This window comes from Thermomonas sp. LB-4, from assembly GCF_036409385.1.
In the GTDB taxonomy this organism is placed as follows: domain Bacteria; phylum Pseudomonadota; class Gammaproteobacteria; order Xanthomonadales; family Xanthomonadaceae; genus Thermomonas.
Genome location: NZ_JAXOFT010000038.1, coordinates 1 through 14,672 on the forward strand (window position 1 = coordinate 1; position 14,672 = coordinate 14,672).

The 14,672-nt window shown below is 66.3% G+C and carries 15 protein-coding genes; 3 read left to right on the forward strand and 12 right to left on the reverse strand.

Annotated features, from left to right (window positions below):
* Positions 1 to 150 precede the first annotated feature (150 nt).
* The 6 genes from SPK54_RS13095 to SPK54_RS13120 are packed head-to-tail and all read right to left on the reverse strand — an operon-like array spanning position 151 to position 5,845.
* The gene (locus SPK54_RS13095; protein ID WP_330948326.1) at positions 151 to 537 is read right to left on the reverse strand and encodes a hypothetical protein; all 387 of its coding nucleotides are present in this window, start codon (positions 535 to 537) and stop codon (positions 151 to 153) included.
* On the reverse strand, positions 534 to 1,883 hold the full coding sequence (locus tag SPK54_RS13100) for an OmpA family protein (RefSeq protein WP_330948327.1): 1,350 nt from the start codon (positions 1,881 to 1,883) through the stop codon (positions 534 to 536). The genes SPK54_RS13095 and SPK54_RS13100 overlap by 4 nt, the downstream gene beginning before the upstream one ends.
* A gap of 25 nt (positions 1,884 to 1,908) precedes the next feature.
* The gene (locus tag SPK54_RS13105; protein WP_330948328.1) at positions 1,909 to 2,931 is read right to left on the reverse strand and encodes a hypothetical protein; all 1,023 of its coding nucleotides are present in this window, start codon (positions 2,929 to 2,931) and stop codon (positions 1,909 to 1,911) included.
* Positions 2,932 to 2,942: 11 nt separating this feature from the next.
* Positions 2,943 to 3,575, reverse strand: coding sequence for a hypothetical protein (locus tag SPK54_RS13110; protein WP_330948329.1), 633 nt, complete (start codon positions 3,573 to 3,575; stop codon positions 2,943 to 2,945).
* Positions 3,572 to 4,675, reverse strand: a complete 1,104-nt coding sequence (locus tag SPK54_RS13115) for a hypothetical protein (RefSeq protein WP_330948330.1) — start codon at positions 4,673 to 4,675, stop codon at positions 3,572 to 3,574. The genes SPK54_RS13110 and SPK54_RS13115 overlap by 4 nt, the downstream gene beginning before the upstream one ends.
* 15 nt (positions 4,676 to 4,690) lie before the next feature.
* A complete protein-coding gene (locus SPK54_RS13120) occupies positions 4,691 to 5,845 on the reverse strand; it encodes an OmpA family protein (RefSeq protein WP_330948331.1) in 1,155 nt (384 codons plus the stop codon).
* A gap of 120 nt (positions 5,846 to 5,965) precedes the next feature.
* On the opposite strand from SPK54_RS13120, the gene SPK54_RS13125 reads away from it, so the two are divergent.
* Positions 5,966 to 6,505, forward strand: coding sequence for an ECF-type sigma factor (locus SPK54_RS13125; RefSeq protein WP_330948332.1), 540 nt, complete (start codon positions 5,966 to 5,968; stop codon positions 6,503 to 6,505).
* Here the strand turns inward: SPK54_RS13125 and SPK54_RS13130 are convergent.
* From SPK54_RS13130 to SPK54_RS13150, 5 genes are all read right to left on the reverse strand, one after another.
* The gene (locus SPK54_RS13130; RefSeq protein WP_330948333.1) at positions 6,502 to 8,934 is read right to left on the reverse strand and encodes a serine/threonine-protein kinase; all 2,433 of its coding nucleotides are present in this window, start codon (positions 8,932 to 8,934) and stop codon (positions 6,502 to 6,504) included. The two genes, SPK54_RS13125 and SPK54_RS13130, sit on opposite strands and share 4 nt — an antisense overlap.
* 294 nt (positions 8,935 to 9,228) lie before the next feature.
* Positions 9,229 to 9,534 (reverse strand): hypothetical protein, encoded by a 306-nt coding sequence (locus SPK54_RS13135; RefSeq protein ID WP_330948334.1) that lies wholly within the window; start codon positions 9,532 to 9,534, stop codon positions 9,229 to 9,231.
* Positions 9,531 to 10,436 (reverse strand): DnaJ C-terminal domain-containing protein, encoded by a 906-nt coding sequence (locus SPK54_RS13140; protein WP_330948335.1) that lies wholly within the window; start codon positions 10,434 to 10,436, stop codon positions 9,531 to 9,533. Before SPK54_RS13140 ends, SPK54_RS13135 begins: the two co-directional genes overlap by 4 nt.
* Entirely contained in the window at positions 10,433 to 11,413 is a 981-nt protein-coding gene (locus tag SPK54_RS13145) for a Dyp-type peroxidase (protein ID WP_330948336.1), read from the reverse strand. The genes SPK54_RS13140 and SPK54_RS13145 overlap by 4 nt, the downstream gene beginning before the upstream one ends.
* The gene (locus tag SPK54_RS13150) at positions 11,410 to 11,961 is read right to left on the reverse strand and encodes a mechanosensitive ion channel domain-containing protein (protein WP_330948337.1); all 552 of its coding nucleotides are present in this window, start codon (positions 11,959 to 11,961) and stop codon (positions 11,410 to 11,412) included. The genes SPK54_RS13145 and SPK54_RS13150 overlap by 4 nt, the downstream gene beginning before the upstream one ends.
* A 60-nt stretch (positions 11,962 to 12,021) precedes the next feature.
* Here SPK54_RS13150 and SPK54_RS13155 point away from each other — a divergent pair, with 60 nt between their 5' ends.
* Positions 12,022 to 13,008, forward strand: coding sequence for a cation diffusion facilitator family transporter (locus SPK54_RS13155; protein ID WP_330948338.1), 987 nt, complete (start codon positions 12,022 to 12,024; stop codon positions 13,006 to 13,008).
* A 94-nt stretch (positions 13,009 to 13,102) separates the two neighbouring features.
* On the opposite strand, the gene SPK54_RS13160 is transcribed toward SPK54_RS13155, so the two are convergent.
* The gene (locus tag SPK54_RS13160) at positions 13,103 to 13,375 is read right to left on the reverse strand and encodes a bestrophin family ion channel (RefSeq protein ID WP_330948339.1); all 273 of its coding nucleotides are present in this window, start codon (positions 13,373 to 13,375) and stop codon (positions 13,103 to 13,105) included.
* A gap of 28 nt (positions 13,376 to 13,403) precedes the next feature.
* Here SPK54_RS13160 and SPK54_RS13165 point away from each other — a divergent pair, with 28 nt between their 5' ends.
* A complete protein-coding gene (locus SPK54_RS13165; protein WP_330948340.1) occupies positions 13,404 to 13,964 on the forward strand; it encodes an enoyl-CoA hydratase/isomerase family protein in 561 nt (186 codons plus the stop codon).
* The last annotated feature ends 708 nt before the right edge of the window (positions 13,965 to 14,672 follow it).

The following is a 14,672-nucleotide window of genomic DNA, read 5'->3' on the forward strand; positions in this document are numbered from 1 at the left end:
CCATCAACCGGTACTCAGATCATGCCAGTGGAGGCGGGGTTTTCACACAGCCTCGACCCAAAGCGGACGCTTGTGCAATCAAAAAAGCGGTTGTGCTTAGACTGACCCGGGTTCGAACAATGCGCTCAACCTTTTTCGATGTGGAACCGATCACCTGCATGCAGGATGAATCGTCTTCCTGATTTCGTGCGGTGTGGTGCCGGCGGGGCATTCCTCCTCGGAACAGGCGAGCGTCTCCACCACCCAGCGCCCGCGCCACATGCGCAGCGACGCGCTCACCGGCTCGTATTGGTTGCGGCCATCCGCCGATTGCGGATCGGCGGCGATCCAGCCGGTCGTACCCGAGACGCACAACTCGCGCACCACGAAACGAAGCTTCATCGCATCCGAATCGAAAGTCGCGAGTTCGCGGCGCAAGGCCGTCATCACCTGCGCCCGTTCGGCGCTGCCGGGTCGCGGCGCGTGCCAGGCCTGAGCAATAACGAGCAACGGGAACAACACCAACATCGCAACGATCGTTTTCAAGGTGGCGTTCATTTGCGGACGATCTCCACCCGCCGATTCTGCGCGCGGCCGGCCTCGCTGTCGTTGGAGGCAACCGGCTTGTCCATGCCGAAGCCGACCGAATCCAGTCGCTTCGCGTCCACGCCCTGCGCGACCAGGTAGGCGACCACCGCCGCCGCACGCTGCTCGGACAGGCGCTGGTTGTAGGCCGCGCCGCCGACCTTGTCGGTATGGCCTTCCAGCGTCAGCGTCCAATCGGGATGTTCGTTGAGCATCGAGGCGACCTGCGTGAGTAGCGGTTCGGACTCCGGCCGCAGCCGCGCGGAGGAGAAATCGAAGTTGATCCCGTCCAGCCGCGCGCGTCCGTTGCTTTCCAGTTCGGCGCCGATCTGCGATTGCGCGGCATTGCCCTTCCAGCCCGGGATGCGCGGGCAATCGCCGATGTCGTTGCCCAGCTTCTTGCCGGTATAGAAGGTGGAAAAACCGGCGCCCGGCTCCGCGTCTGCCGCACGCGCCAGGCCCATCACCAGCGATCCATCCTGGCTGAACGAGAACAGGCCGAGTTGCTTCGTTTGCGTGTCATCGTCGTCGGTTTCCTGCATCGTGGCCTTCAGCAGGCGGCCCTCGATGCCGCCGGCGATCACGCCATCGCGGTATTCGTAGCAGCCGGTGACGCGGGTGCCTTCCTGTTTCAGCCGGACCTTGCCCCAGCCGTTCCAGCCGTCGTAGGTGCCGCTCACATCAGCGAGCGCGGCGTCCTGCGTCAGTTGCTTCCCGTACGCGTGCAGGCCGGTCATGCCGACGTAGTCGTCGCCGTAATTGCTCGCCACGCTCAGGCGCAGCCAGCGCCCGGCCGTCTTTTCCGCCACCGCGAACGACTGGTCGTTGCGGGCTTTCTCCAACTGCGTTTCCAGAATGGTTGTGTAGCCGCTGTCGATGCCGGCATCGGACAGTTCCACCTTCACCGACTTCGGCGATTTCTCGTCGCGGTTCAGGCCGGCGCTGTCGAACACCAGCCGCTCGACCTCGGTGCGCTCCGGCAACTCGAACACCACCACCGGGACGGGTTTGGCGATGGCGGTCCAGTCGGTGGATGCGGCTTCGTCGATCAGGTTGATCGGGTCGCTGTCCATCTGGAACAGGCCCTGGTTGTCCTGCGGCTTGGCGACGATCTGCGTGCCGGCGGCGAAGGCGAGTAGGTCCTGCGGTGGCGGTTGTGGCGCGGCGGTGCCCGCAGGCGCATCGGGGATCGGCGTAGCCGCCGTGGTGGATGCCGGTGCGGTCTGGGCGGGCGTGGCGGCAACCGATGCCTCCGGCTTCCGGCAGGCGGCAACCACCAGCGACAGCAGCATGGCCAGCACAAGGATGGACCTGTTCATCGTGTTTCCTCCGGAATCCTGCGCTTTAGAGCGAGTAGCGCGCCTGCATGAACTGGTAGTACAGCTCGCCATAGCGCGGGTACCACTCGTTGTTGCCGTAGTACTTGGCTTCGCAGGCGGCCAGTTCGTGCAGGTCGTCCTTCAGCTTGCCGAGCAGCTCCGCGTTCTTGGCGCGCACGGTGTCGTCGAACGCGTCCAGCGACTGGTCGACGGAACGCGATTGCACCGCGGCTTCCACCGCCGGCGCCCCGCCGGCGAGCCCGCCGACGCCGTTCATCAAGTCCTTGCCTTCCTGCGCGAAGCGATGAGTGTAGGTGTAGATCCCGCGCACCTTCTCCAGGTTGCGGCGACGGATGTCCAGGTTGGCGTTGGCGTCCTCGAAGCAAGGCCTGCAGGACTTGTCTTCCGCGCATTTCGACGGCATCTGCGGCATCCCCGGCGGCGCGTAGTTCGGCTGCATCGCGGCATCGACCTTGGTCAATGGCGGATAGGCGTCGCTGTTCAGGCCGCTGCCGTGGCTGCTGTTCAGGCCGCTGTTGAGACCGCCTTTGCCGGCGCTGTTCATGCCGCCGCTGTTCGCGCTGTTGTTCTCGCTGCCATTGGTGTTGCCACCGCCGGTGTTGTTGCTGCTGGCGCTGCCATTGGTGTTGCCGCCTGTGTTGTTGCTGGCATAGCCGCCGTTGTCGTTGCTGCTGGCGCTGCCGTTGTTGTTGCCGCCGGTGTTATTGCTGGCGTAGCCACCGTTGTTGTTACTGCTGGCGCTGCCATTGGTGTTGCCGCCTGTGTTGTTGGTGGCATAGCCGCCGTTGTCGGTGCTGCTGGCGGTGCCGTTGAAATTTCCATCGGATTTGCCGGTATTGGCGCCGCCGACATTTCCATTCGCGTCCACCGGCTGGCCCCAGCTGGGCTGGTCGGCGTGCAGCTTGCGTGGCGGCGCGTTGTCCAGGTCCGGCAATGCCTCAAGATCCGGAAGCGGTTGGAACGGTTCGGTCGCCATCGACGGGACGGATAGCGCCAGCAAGACGGCCAGCGCGACAAGACGGAACATCGGGCGATTCATCAGCGACCTCCAACAGGTTTGCGGCGCAGGAACAGCATCCCGCCGCCGATCAACAGCACCAGGCCCAGGATCGCGGCCATGCCCATTTCGCGTTTCGACCAGCCGCCACCCGTGCCGGCGGTGGGCACCTTCGCGGATGCCAGCGGTTCGACGTATTCGCTGGCCGGCACCACCGCGGGCGGCGGCGGGGCGGCGGACGGCATCTCGTCGCCGACCCAGACCACCAGCTGGTAGTCGGTGGGTTGTTCGGCGGCGACCCACAACTTGAAGCCATCGTAAGTGCGGAAGTGCAGGTCGATGCGGCCATCGGCATCGGTCTGCTCCTCGCGCACGGGCTCCTTGAAGCTGTCCTTGACCACCCGCAGCTTCAGCGGATGCGAGGGGTCCTTGGTGTACAGGCCCACCGCGATCGGTTGGTCGAGCTCGGTGCCCTGCACCTGGAACTGGTGCCCGTACGGGGTGGCGGTGCCTTGCAGGAAGGCCGACTTGCCGCCGTGGATGCGCGCATCCGGTTGCAGTTCGATGTCGTAGATCGTGCGCACCGGATCGTCGGCGAATGCCGGCCCGGCGATGCCGATGGCGAGCACGGTCGCGCACAGCAGCGTGGCGATGTAATTCGGCGAAGCTTTCATCGCGCGGCCCCCGCTTCGATGCGGTCGTAAGCATGGCCGAGCAGGGCGCGGATGTCGTCCTCGCTCATGCCCGACTGGCGCAGCGCGATCGAGGCATCCTTGCGCACCGAGTTGAACTGGATGGGACCGTTGACCGCGGCCTCCCACGGGCCTTCCACGCCCTGGCTGGCGCGCAATTGCACGCCTTCCGCCGCACCCATCGCGTTGATGCCCTTCGCGAAGCCGGCGAAGGTCGCGTTCTGGGCGCGGAACATGCGATAGCCGTTCAACGGATTCACCGTGGCCACGAACATCGCGTTGCGGCCCTGTTTGTTGCGGAAGCTCCAGGTGCATTCGTTGCCGCTGCGCTCCGGCGGGCCGCTGGGTGCACCCAGCAGGCGGGTGATGTCTTCCGCACTCCACAGCGCGCAGGGATCATCCGAGGCGTAACGCGCATCCAGGCGCTTTTGCGCAGCGGCGACGCCGGCGCGTCCATCCACGGACAATGGCGCGGGCAATCGCGCCAGCGCCTTGTCGGCCAGTTCGGCGGCCTGTTCGGTGCTGGCCATGCTGCCGCCGAAGTCGATCTCGACCAAGCTGTCGCCCTGCAGCGCACTGAAATCGCAGCAGCCGTTGAGCCTGGCCTCGTCCCAGTCGCCGGTGAGCTCGGTGCCGTCCTTGAGTTTCAGCAGGCCCTTGGTCGCGGCTTCTGCCTTGTCCGCGTGCGCGGCAACGCCGGCGGAAATCGTGCCGCCCTGTTCCCATTCGGCGGTGACGGTGAAATTGCGGTTGTCGGCGGTGCTGTACCAGCACACCGAACCGTCCGCGTCCGGGACTTCGGCGCGGTCGCCGATCGGATTGCCGGACAGGTAGGGTGGCCCGGCCAGCGGCCCGCCGAGGAAGGCTTCGGCCTCGGCCTGGGTAATCAGCCCGCAGGGATCATGCGGATCGGGCGCGCCGGCGGCGAGATCGGCGGCGGCGGTGGTGGCGGAATCGGCCATGCCGTCGGCGGGCGCGGGCGTGGCATCGCCGGTCGTGGTGGTCTTGTCGTGCTGGCCGCAGCCAGACAGGGCCGCGAGGCTCGCGGCGAGCAGGGTGACGTGCAGGAAACGCGTGTGCATGGCGTGGCTCGCGGGTCAGGGACAGGTGCGGGCGAGTTCCACGCGGCGGTTGGCCGCGCGTCCCTCGAGGGTGGCGTTGCTGGCGACCGGGTGGGACGCGCCGAAGCCGCTGGCGGTCATGCGTGCGGCCGGCAGCGTGTATTGCGTGATGAGCGCGCTGCGCACTGCGTCGGCGCGCTGTTGCGACAGGAACTGGTTGGCGGCGGCGTTGCCGATGCTGTCGGTATGGCCTTCGATGCGCAGGGTCCAGCCCGGCTTGGCGCGCATCAGCTGCGCCGCCGCATCCAGTGCCGGCTTGGACGCGGGCAGCAAGGTGGCCTGACCAAAGTCGAAATAGATGCCGTTCAACTCGGCGCGGCAGCTGGTGGCCAGCGCGGTTTCCAGCACGCTGGCCTGCGGTTTTGGCGACGGGTAGTCGATGCGCACTGTCTGCCCCTGCGCACGGTCCTGGCGCATGCGCAGGACCATCGGGTTGGCGGCATCGTCCAGCACGTCGAGTTCGAGTTCGATGCTGTCGGCGCCGACGCTGAAACGGCCCTTGCCGCGCACGATCGGCAGCGCCGCCGGTTTGCCGTTCACCCGCACGGTCAATGTCGCCGGCGCGTTCGGCACGCGCGTCAGCACACCGCGGAAATACTTGCGGCCCGCAGGCACGAGGCCCAGCAGGTCCTGCCCCGCCTTGCCGCGGTCGGCCACGGTGCCCACCACCAGAGGAATCTGGCCATCGCGCTTCAACGCGGCCAGTGATGCGCTCGACAAGCGCGACATCGTGCTGCCGGGGAAGCTGTCGGCATCGCCGGTCTGGAACACGTGGTTCAGGCGGTTGCTGCTGGCGAGATCGGCGCGCCGCATCTGCCGTGTGCGGGAGACGATGCCCACCTTGCCAGGGCTGCGGAAATCCACCGACAGCGCGATGCGCTCGGCATCGGCCGAGACAATCGTGGCCACCTGTTCCTCGTCGCCCTTCGGTCCGCTGACCGCGGTCGTGGTCGCCAATCCCCGCAGCAGCGGGATGCGCACGGCGGGTGCAGGCGGTGTCGGCTTGGCGGCGGCCACGCAGCGCGCCTTGCCGTCGAGCACGCGGCTGGTTTGGCCAGTTTCGCAGGCGCTGGCGGCCAGCATCGGCAACCACAGGGCAAGGCAACAGGTGAGTTTCGCGATGGGCTTCATCGGCAGGTCCATGGCGCCGCGAAAGGCGGCATGGGCAGTCCTATCGGGAAGCGGCGGGAAATCCGGCCATGCTCGATCGAAATCGTTCCGCCCAACCCCCGGATCGGTGACACTGCCCGCATGTCATCGCCCGATCCCGCCACGTCGTCCCTCCCCGCCAGCGACGACCTGGTGCAGGCGCTGTATGCCGAGCTGCGCGATGTCGCCAGTCGCGAACGTTGGCGGCTGGGCAATGCGCAGACCCTGCAGACCACGGCGTTGATCAGCGAGACCTGGCTGAAGTTGCACAAGGTGCAGGCCTGGCAGGACCGCAGCCATTTCCTGCGCGCCGCGGCGATCGCCATGCGCCAGGTGCTTGTGGATGCGGCGCGCGAGCGCTATGCGGCCAAGCGCGGCGGCGGCCTGGCCGACCTCACCCTGTCGATCGCCGAGCGCATGCCGGCGGGATCCGACGAGGAACTGCTGCATGTCGACGAGGCCCTGCGTCGCTTGCAGGACCTGGAGCCGCGGCTGGCGCAGGTGGTGGAGTGCCGCTTCTTCGCCGGCTACAGCGAGGCCGAGACCGCCGAGGTGTTGGGCATCGCCGAGCGTACGGTGCGCCGCGACTGGCTCAAGGCCAAGGCCTGGCTGTACGTCGAGCTGTCGCCGGAGAACGCCTAGCCAGCCGCACCTGCGAGTTCGCCGCGCAGGCGCTGCACTTCCGATGCGTAGGGTGCGCCGGCTTCACCCAATGCATGGAGGATGCCGGCCATGCGATCGGCCAATTGGCCGGCTTCGGCATCGCGGCCCTGTGCATGCCGCAGACGCGCTTCCAGCCCCATGCAGATCGCGAACAGCACCTGGGTTTCGCCGGAGTTCGCGCGCGCGGCGTCCTTGGCCTGCACCAGCAATGTCTCCGCCGCAGGCAGGTCGCGCAGCGCGATCTTCGCCTCCACCTGCGATTGCAGGATCGCCACGGTCAGCGGGCTGTGCTCGCCGGTGTACTGGCGCGCCATCGCCAATACCGGTTCGAGTTGCGTCAGGGCATCGCGCGGACGACCGGCGCGCAGCACGATCTTGCCCAGGTTGCCCTGCATCGCCGCCAGCGCCGCCGACGGGCCATACAGCTCGCGCCGCAGCGTGCTGGCATGGGCCAGCAGTTCCTCGGCGCGCTTGAGGTCCTGCTTGCGGTAGGCCACGGTCGCCCAGTTGCCCAAGGTCAGCAACGCGGCGGCGCTGCGTTCGTTGCCCAGCGCTTCGTGCACTGCCCAGCTGTCGCGGAAGGCCGCGTCCGCCTTGTCGATGTCGCCGTTGGCCTGGTAGGCGATGCCGAGGCTGTTGAGGATGTTGGCGGTCTCGATGTTGTTTCGACCGAAGTAGGCGTCGTGTTCCAGCAGCGCCTGCTGCAGGGTACGGATGGAGGCGGGAAGGCCGCTCTCCTCCTTTTCGACCTGCGCCTGCAGTTGGCGGCTGCCGATCAAAGGCTTGCGATAGCGTTCGGGGTCCGCGTTCCAGAACGCCTGCGCGGCGTCGAGGCGCTTGCGTGCGGCCACCGCATCGCCGCGCCGCAGTTCGGCCTCGGCCAGCAGCACGCCGATGTCGGCGCGCTTGCCCGCGCTGGCGCCGCTGGCCTTGTCGTCCAGGTAGCCGCGCAGCAGCGGCACCGCGCCGTCGTAGTCGTTCATGTACAGGTACAGCGAGCCAAGCGTCTCAACCAGTTCGCCGCGCGTCTCCGGCTGGTCGCGGTACTGGTCGGCCAGCCGTTGCGCGCTCTGGTCCAGCACCTGCTTGGCGGTGGTGTCGTCGCCGCTGGCGCCTTCGCCGGCGGTGCGGAACATCAGGAGCAGCGAATTCTTGACTGCCTCGGTGCGTGCCATTTCCTGCAACACCTGGTCGCGCTCCAGCGCGGTCTTGCGCGCCTGCCACGCCATCCCGGCCAGACCGATTGCCAGCGCCGCGAACACCACCACGCCTGCGGCGACACCCCAGCGATGTCTGGCCATGAAGCGGCGAAAGCGATAGCCGCGCGCATCGCCACGCGCCTGCACCGGCTCACGGCGCAGGTGGCGAGCGATGTCCTCCCACAGTTGCGCCGCACCCGTGTAGCGCTGTTCGGGTTCGCGCCGCAATGCCTTCAGCACGATCGCATCCAGGTCGCCCTGCAACCGCGACTTCGGCACCGGCCCCGCGTCGGCGGCGCGCGCGCTGGGCGGCGCCGGGTCCGCTTCCAGCCGGCGTTTCAGGCTGGCCGGCAACGGCAGCCCGGCCAGTGTCCAGGGGCGCTGGCCCACCAGCAATTCGTACAGCACCACGCCCAACGCATGGACGTCGGTGGCTGTGGTGATCGTGCCGCCTTCCAGTTGTTCCGGCGCCGCGTAGTCAGGCGTCAGCAGGGCCTGGGTCTGCGCACTGTCGTCGTCGCCCAGCAAATGGGCGATGCCGAAATCGAGCAGGCGCACGCGGCCTTCGCCATCCACCAGGATGTTGGCGGGCTTGAGGTCGCGGTGTACCACCAGCCGGCGATGTGCGAAGTCCACTGCTTCGCACACCTGGCCGAACAGGCGCAGCCGCGCCTCCGCATCCAGTCGATGCGCCTGCGCGAATGCGAGGATGTCCTGGCCCTCAACGAACTCCATCGCCATGTAAGGGCGGCCGTCGGGCGCCACGCCGCCATCGACCAGCCGGGCGATGCCGGGATGCTCCAGACCCGCCAGGATCCGGCGTTCGTTCTCGAACTGTGGCAAGCGTGCGGCAGCTTCCACCCGCACCAGTTTCAACGCGACATGCTGGGCAAAACCGGCGTCCTCGCGGTGGGCCAGGTAGACCTCGCCCATGCCGCCGCGCCCGACCAGACGGTCCACCACGAAGGCGCCGATGCGGGTGCCGGCAGGGAGCGAGCCGGGCTCGGTAGGTGGCGCCGGCGCTATGGACGGTTCAAGGAACGCGGGCTCTACATCCAGTGCCGCGAGCATCGCCCGCACCTGCATGGCCACGTCGCGATCCACGCCGGTTGCATGCAGCTGTGCCTCGCGCTGGTCCGGCAGCAGGTCGAGCAAGCGGTCGAACAGGGCGTTCACTTCGGCCCATTGCGTATTGCGATCGGAAGCCATGCGTCAGACAGGAGTCGTCGTCAGTCGCCTACGTACCATAACCGAGGGAGATCCGCACCGAAGCAAACTCGCTTCCGGAGACACGCGTGCTAACCCAAGCGTGGTTGACGAAGCGCTGACACCAATCCCACTGCTTGGCATTGGTGATTCGCCTTTTGGCATCAACCGACCCAAAGCGGACACCCCACGCTGGCTCTCGGTCCAGCCGCTATTTCCAGAAATCATGACGCGAGCGTGAGGAGATTCGGTTTCTGCCTAGCAACTCGCCAATTTGATTCAAGCAGCTAGGTGGCGTCAGTCGGTCGAATCGCGCTGCCCCGGCGAGACGGTATCCAGTTGCACGCGCACATCGGCCAGCATCCTGCGCAAGCCATGCAGTTGGTCCACGAGGTGCAGTACCAAGTCGATGCCCTCGTCGTTGACGCCGAAGTCACGGGTGAGGTCACGGATGAAGCATGCGCGCGCCGCGTCGGCATCGGTCAGGACGGGTTGTCCATCGTCGTCGATAGATAGGACCCAGCGACGCGCGATCCAGCGCTCCAGCACCACACGCTCGATGCGCGAATCCAGCAGGAATGCCTGCAGGTCGATGGTCTTCATGGCGTGGCCTCCGCGCGCGGGTCAAAGGCCTTGCCGGCCTCCCATTCCGAAATGAAGCGTTCGAGTTCGGGGTCGGGCTCCTTGGGCAGGACGATCTTGAGTCGGACCAGCTGGTCGCCACGGCCGCCGCCGCGACGCGGCGCACCCTTGCCGCGCAGCCGCAGCGTGGTGCCGCTATTCGAGCCCGCAGGCACGCCCATCTCCACCGCGCCGGTGGGTGTCGGTACGCGGATGCGGCCGCCGAGCACGGCCTCGTGCAGCGACACCGGCAATTCCAGGGCGATGTCGTCCCCGTAGCGCTGGAAGCGCGGATCCGGCAGCACCTCGATCTCGATCAGGGCATCGCCCGGGCCACCTTCGCCGACGCCGGGCGCGCCCTTGCCGCGCAAGCGCAATACCTGGCCGTCCACCACGCCCGCCGGGATGGCCACGTCCAGCGTGCCACCCGTCGGCAACGTCAGCCGTCGCGTGCCGCCTTCGATCGCATCTGCCAGCGTGACCGGCAGGCGGTAGTGCAGGTCCTGCCCCCGGCGGTTGGCGCGCGCATGCGCCGCCTGGCGCAGCAGGTCGGCGAAGGGATCCTCGCCGTCGTCGAAGTCCGCGTAGCCGGCATCGCTGGCATAGCGCTCAGCCTGCGGCGAGCCGGCGTAGTCGCGGTAGTACTGCTGGCGCGGGCGCTCGGCGCCGGTCTCGTCGATCTCACCGGCGTCGAAGCGCTTGCGCTTTTCCGGGTCGCCCAGCAACTGGTAGGCGTTGTTGACGTCCTTGAAGCGCTCCTCGCCGGACTTGTCGCCCGGATTGAGATCGGGATGCAGCTTGCGAGCGAGTCGGCGATAGGCCTGCTTGATCTCGTCGGGGCCGGCGTCGCGGGAGACACCCAGCACGGCATAGGGATCGCTCATGGCGCGCTGGCCTCCCTGCTTGCGTCGCCGGCGCCCGCCGGCATCGGGAAATCGTCCAGGAAAGTCGCGGTTGGCACGAAGAACAGATTGCCCGTGACCGGGTGGCTGACGTCCAGCAGACGGTCATAGTTGCCTTCGGGCAGGCCGATGAACATGTTGCGTAGCATCCGCTCGATGGTGGACGGTGCGCGTGCGTAGCCGATGAAGTAAGTGCCGAATTCATCGCCGTCGATGCGGCCGAACGGCATGTTGTCGCGCAAGATCTTCAGGTCGCGGCCGTCCTCGTCCTGGATGCTGGTCAGCACGTTGTGCGCGTAGCTGGCCTTGGCGGAGTCCGGGAATTCGATGTCGTCCAGCTTGCGGCGGCCGATGATCTTCTCCTGCACTTCGACCGGGATCGCTTCCCACTTGGCCAGGTCGTGCAGGTATTTCTGCACGATCACGTAACTCGATCCGGCGCGTGCGCGGTCTTCATCGCCGACCAGCACGGCCTGTTCCGCCTTGTTGCCGGACGGATTCTCGGTACCGTCGACGAAGCCAAGAAGATCACGCGCGTCGAAGTAACGGAAGCCGTGGACCTCGTCGACCACGGCGACCGCATCGCCTAGGCGCGCGCGGATTTGCCGGGCCAGTTCGAAGCACAGGTCGATATGGTCGGCGCGGATGTGCAGCAGCAGGTCGCCGGGCGTGGAAACCGCGTGGCGCGTGCCCGCCTGCAGCTCCACGAAGGGGTGCAGACCGGGTGGGCGCGGCAGCCCGGTGAGCCGGTCCCATGCCGTCGCGCCGATACCGAGCACGCAGGACAGGCTGCGCTCGGGGTCGCGGAAGCAGACCGAGCGCACGAAGCCGGATAGGTCCGGCAGGAAGGCGCGCACCGCAGCTTCGCTGACGGCATCGGGTTTCACCGTGAGGACGAGGAAGATCGCCGCGCGGGTCAGTGGGCTGGCAACGGCTTGCGGGACAGGGCTGTCGGTCATGGCGATGGGGGCGAAGGAGGGTGCGACACGCGCAGGATGGCGCTCGTCATGATCACGCTGTTGGGCACCACGACCTCGTTGTCGTCGTCGTCCATGAGCACGGTGAAACCCAGCGAAATGGCATGCACGCGCGCGGTGATAAGGCCGACGGGGGTGTACAGCCGGATGGTGTCACCTTCGTGGATCGTGCCGGACAGCACCAGCGAGAAACCGGCGATCAGGTTTCCCAGCGTGTCCTGCGCGGCCAAGCCTGCCACTACCGAAAGCACGCCAGCGCCCGCTAGCAAGGCGGTGCCGACGGTTCGCAGCGCCGGCACAATGTGCGCATACAGCACAAGGGCGGCCAGGTAGACCAGCATCTGCGCGAACAATGTAACGAAGCGCAACACAGTGGCGTCGCTCAGGCGCTTCTCCAACCGGCGACTGAGGCGACGGATCAGCACGGCGACGATCGAGGCCACGACCAAGGCAAGCGCGGCGTAGAAGGCCGCGCCGACAGGCGTGCCGGGATCGAACAAGTCGTGCTGGATGATGGCGGTGAGCAACATGTCCGTGGAAGGTTAACGGAAACCGGCATGATGGCGACAACCCGGCACAGAGGGGCGCAAATGGACGGCACGACGACGGCGAAGGGCGAGCGCAAGGCCGGGCATGTGGTGCATGCCGCGCTGGCCGGCAACCTTGCAGTGGCGACGACCAAGCTGGTCGCCGCTGTGGTGACCGGCAGCTCTGCAATGTTCAGTGAGGCGGTGCATTCGGTGGTGGACAGCGGCAACGAAGTGCTGCTGCTGTACGGCATGCGGCGTTCACGGCAGCGGCCGAATGCGCTGCATCCATTCGGCTACGGGCGCGAGCTGTATTTCTGGAGCTTCATCGTCGCCCTGCTGTTATTCGGTCTGGGCGCAGGCGTTTCGCTGTACGAGGGCGTGCACCATGTACGGGATCCGCATCCGGTTCAGCACGCCTACGTCAGCTACATCGTGTTGGGGCTGTCATTCCTGTTCGAGGCTGCGTCGTGGCGGGTGGCTTGGCGCAGTTTCGCAGAGGCGCGCGGCAGTACCCCGTTCTGGATCGCGTTTCGGCAGAGCAAGGATCCGCCCACCTTCATGGTGCTGTTCGAGGACAGTGCGGCGTTGATCGGCATCATCCTGGCCATTGGCGGCATCCTCGCCTCCCAGCTCACCGGCATGCCGGTGTTCGACGGCATCGCCTCGATCCTGATCGGCCTGGTGCTGGCCATCACTGCGGTGCTGCTGGCGATCGAGAGCAAGAGCTTGCTGATCGGCGAACGCGCCCCGCCGGCCTTGGTGCAGTCGATCCACGGGATCGCCGCCGCGCATGCCGGCGTGCGCGTGGTGAACAGCGCGTTGACCGCGCAGCTGGCACCAGACCAGTCGCTGGTGGCGTTGAGCATCGAGTTCGACGACACCTTGTGTACCGGTGAGATCGAGGACTGCGTGGCCGGGATCGAACATGACGTGCGCGCGACGTTCCCGACCGTGGTGGCGTTGTTCGTGAAGCCACAGTCGGAGGCCCAGTTCCGCGAAGCCGAGGAACGGCGTTTCGGTGGTGAAGGCGCAGGCGCACCGCTGTAGAAAGTATCGTCACGGGTTCTGCTGCGCAGCCGAGGATGCATGAGCCGGACGAGTTCATGCGACTGAGCCATGCTTTTCTCGCCTCACGGCAGCATCAGTTCAGCACCCCTTTTTGCGGCGCAAGCGGCGGCGGTAGCTCAGTTTCCCCGAGCGATGCCAGCATCTCACGCTCGATGGTGCGCTGCATCGCATGCAGTGGCAGGGAGTTCGGCTGCAGCGCGAACGGATCCTCGAGCTGGTGGCCCAGCGCATCCAGACCGAAGAAGGTGTAGGCAATCAACAGCACCGGCAGCAGCGTCCATCCGCCGAGCGAGCCGGCCAGCGCGAACGGCAGGGTGATGCAGAACACCAGCGCCGTGCGGTGCAACAGCAGCGAATAGGCGAAGGGCAGCGGCGTGGTGTTCGTCGCGGCGCTGGAAGGATCCGCCCTTGGACTGGGCGCCGAGTTCGCCTGGGCCTGCGATCTGCGGGTCATGGCGGATGCCGAGGCATTCATCGGGCAGCCGGAAGTGCTGCTCGGCATCATGCCCGGCGGCGCGGGTAGTCAACGCCTGACGCGACTCGTTGGAACGCATCGTTCGCTCGTCGCGATTCTAGAAGGCAAGCCATTCACGGCTGCTCAAGCGTTGGAGTGCGGCGCGGTGGATGCCGTTGTGCCAAAGAGCGATGTTATCGGTAAGGCCATCGAACTCGCCGATCACTTCGGCAAGCGCCCCAAGGCCAGCGTGGGTGCGATCAAGCGTTCGATCTATTTCGGCGGCTCGCTGCCGCTGCCGGATGGCATCAAGCTGGAAGCCAAGGAGTTCCTGGGACTGGATGTATCTAGGGAAGGTCAAGAGTTGATGCTTGCTTATCAGGCCGGCGCAGCCGCATTGGGCGACCTGCCTTTGTATGTTCCGGGTGTTTATGACGAAGCATTGGTTGCCGGAAAGCTTCCCGCGGCATTCGCCAAGTAGTCGCCCACGTCTGCGTATTGATCGCAGCAAAAAGGCCGCCCCAAGGGGGCGGCCTTTCTTGTGCCGAAACGCAGCATCCGACCCAAAGCGGACATCCAACGGATGTCCGCTTTGGCGCCTTCATTCGAAGTCCAGGTAGTCCAAAGGACTCGTGGTCTTGCGCGCAGCCTGCTCGACATGCGTGTAGATCATCGTTGTCTTCAGGTTGCGGTGACCCAATAACAGCTGAATCGTTCGGATATCAGTCCCTTCAGCCAGAAGGTGAGTCGCGAACGAGTGGCGAAGTGTGTGGACTGACGCCTGCTTAATGACTCGCGCCTCCTGAAGGGCTGTCTTGAAGGCAATCTGGACGCCGGATTCGGAAGCATGCCAGCGGAGCCACCGCCCACTGCCCGGGCAGTACCGCTGGACGCGAGATGGGAATACGAACTGCCACGCCAGACTCCGGCTAGCGCTGGGGTACTTTCGTTCTAATGCATTGGGCAGCGGGGCGAAGCCTGCACCTCTTGCAACGTCTTGGCGGTGTCTACTCGCCACGCGAAGCAAATGACGCTGGAGTGGCCGCTGGAGCCGTGTGGGCAAAATGGTGGTCCTGTCCTTGCCACCTTTTCCTGCACGTACATGGATCACCCCGGCTTTCATATCGACGTCTTGGGTTCTACCCCGTTTCCACGGACGGTTGGGTTAAGAGTCTAAAGGCCTGGTCCT